3 protein-coding genes are annotated in these 2,099 nt (G+C 29.3%); all 3 read right to left on the bottom strand.

The features are described 5' to 3' along the window. Window positions 1-263: 263 nt before the first annotated feature. The 3 genes from ABU914_RS15285 to ABU914_RS15275 are packed head-to-tail and all read right to left on the bottom strand — an operon-like array spanning window position 264 to window position 1,945. Complete coding sequence (locus ABU914_RS15285; RefSeq protein WP_379670554.1) at window positions 264-485, bottom strand: GntR family transcriptional regulator; 222 nt, start codon at window positions 483-485, stop codon at window positions 264-266. A 42-nt stretch (window positions 486-527) separates the two neighbouring features. Next, on the bottom strand, window positions 528-1,166 hold the full coding sequence (locus ABU914_RS15280) for an ABC transporter ATP-binding protein (protein ID WP_379670553.1): 639 nt from the start codon (window positions 1,164-1,166) through the stop codon (window positions 528-530). A gap of 17 nt (window positions 1,167-1,183) precedes the next feature. Beyond that, entirely contained in the window at window positions 1,184-1,945 is a 762-nt protein-coding gene (locus ABU914_RS15275; protein ID WP_379670552.1) for a hypothetical protein, read from the bottom strand. Window positions 1,946-2,099 lie beyond the last annotated feature (154 nt).

Here is a 2,099-nt window from a genome sequence, read left to right as displayed (position 1 = left end):
TTATGGGTTAAAAACATTGTACCGTAAAGGCAATCATATGGCCCTTTTCTTTTACACAATTATATGGACTTTATCTAAAAAACTCATTTCCTTCCATTTTAGCATTGAATTAGGTAGCCTTTATTTCAAAACTCATTTATCCATTGAATTATGTCTTTTTTTGTTAACCCATGATATTTTGCCAATCGTAATAGCCCGAAAAATTGAGGCTTTAGTTCATTTTTTACTCTTTCCTCTATTAAAGTTGCATCGATAGGTGCGACCTAATAGCCTATACTTTTTATAGAATATAAATAACCTTGCCTTTCAAGACTATCATATGACTTTTGCACCGTATTTGGACTAACCCCAATTTCTTTTGATAATGCCCTAATAGAAAGCATTTTTATATCAGGTTTCAGTTCTTTGCAAATAATCAAATTTTTTATTTTTTCAATTATTTGTTCATATTTTGGCCTTTTACTTTTCACATCTAAATCAAACATATTTACATTTACTCCGTTGACCCGCTTATCTATCACTTTCTCTTATTGTAACGGTTCTAAATTATTCTTTCTAATTCTATAAACATGTTCACAAAGAATTTCTATATCCTCATTGTTATGGCTCGTTAATATAATTGTTTTCCCTTCAGCATTTAGTTCCTTCAATATATTTCTAATGTTTTCTATACTATCAATATCTAAACCATTAAAAGGTTCATCAAGCAATAATATCTCTTGATCTTCCATTATTGCTTGTGCTATTGCTAGTTTTTGTTTCATTCCAAGGGAATAATTCTTTACCTTTTGTTTTATTGTATGAGATAGACCTACTTTTTCTAACGTTTCTTTAATTTTTTCATCAGAAATTCTATTTTGGATATCAGCTAAATATCTTAAGTTTTCAAATCCTGTTTTATCACCTAAATAACCAGGTCTTTCAATAATAATTCCGAAGTTTTCTGGAAACCTATTATTTTTACCAAGTTCTTTTCCTTTGACAAAAATGCTTCCCTGGTCTGGAAAAACAAATCCACACATCATTTTAAATAAAACGGATTTCCCTGATCCATTATGACCCACTATCCCATATATTTTACCCTCTTCAAAGGAAACTGTTACGTTTTCAAACAATGGCAACCCCTTATATGATTTACTAACATTTTTCAATTCAATTAAACTCATCACATTCACCTGTCCTTCTAAAATGTATAATCCTTTTTGTTAAGCAGTAACAATAAAACAATAACCTCAAACGCAATATAGCCAATCAGCTTGAAAGAGATTAAAAATACTTGTGCGTTTTCTAAAAGATACCCCATACTATTTAACCCAACAGGTATTAAATTATTTAATCTAAAGCCAGGCAACATAAAAATGGTTAGTATGAGTAGAGAGATAAAACTTTTTAAAACGTCTCTAGTAACTAAAGAGACGATTATTACAAAAAGTACATAAAATAAAAGTTGCAAAAACCCGTTGATCATAAACTGATAGATGATTTCAAACATATTATCCGTTACGATAAACGCATATCCTTTTAACACTGCCAGCGAAATTGTAGCAGCGATTAAGGAGAACAAGAGAACAATAATGGACTTTACTATTTTAGGAAACCAACTTAGAAACCAACGATTCATTGATTGATACCTGATGATTGTGAAATAACTCATTTCTGAAAGATATCTCTGTAATAATAATTGAACAAAGTAAACGAAGCCTATAAAGATGACAACATAATGTGCAAAAGAAAGTAGTGAATACATGTCATTGGTAGTTCCAATAAAGGTTATAGTTAGCATATTCCATATCGTTAAATCTTCAGTTACATATCTTTCAATGTTGAACCATACTCCCATTAAACAAAGTAAAACATAAATGGTAATCGGATAATTTTTATTGAAAAATTGTTTAATATTACCCTGATTTTTGTCAACATTATTTGCAATTAATATAGTTATCATTAACACTGACACCATGATTCCAAATGGCATAACAATACTGTTAAATCTTTCTATCCCATGAAATAAGAGTAAATAATTGTGAGCGTCAAGTAAAATGTTACAGTTTTTGATAAATTATTTTTTACGCTTTTGATGATTCAAAAATAGAAGTTCT

The sequence above is a fragment of the Pueribacillus sp. YX66 genome (assembly GCF_041725775.1).
In the GTDB taxonomy this organism is placed as follows: Bacteria; Bacillota; Bacilli; order Bacillales; family UBA6769; genus Pueribacillus.
The sequence above is the reverse complement of the archived record's forward strand: the minus strand, read 5'-3'. Positions and strand labels throughout refer to the sequence as shown.

Excerpts from the sequence above, each read along its gene's own strand:
- ABU914_RS15285 (WP_379670554.1), bottom strand. The coding sequence starts at position 485 with ATGTTTGATTTAGATGTGAAAAGTAAAAGGCCAAAATATGAACAAATA.
- ABU914_RS15280 (WP_379670553.1), bottom strand. The coding sequence starts at position 1,166 with ATGAGTTTAATTGAATTGAAAAATGTTAGTAAATCATATAAGGGGTTG.
- ABU914_RS15275 (WP_379670552.1), bottom strand. The coding sequence starts at position 1,945 with ATGATAACTATATTAATTGCAAATAATGTTGACAAAAATCAGGGTAAT.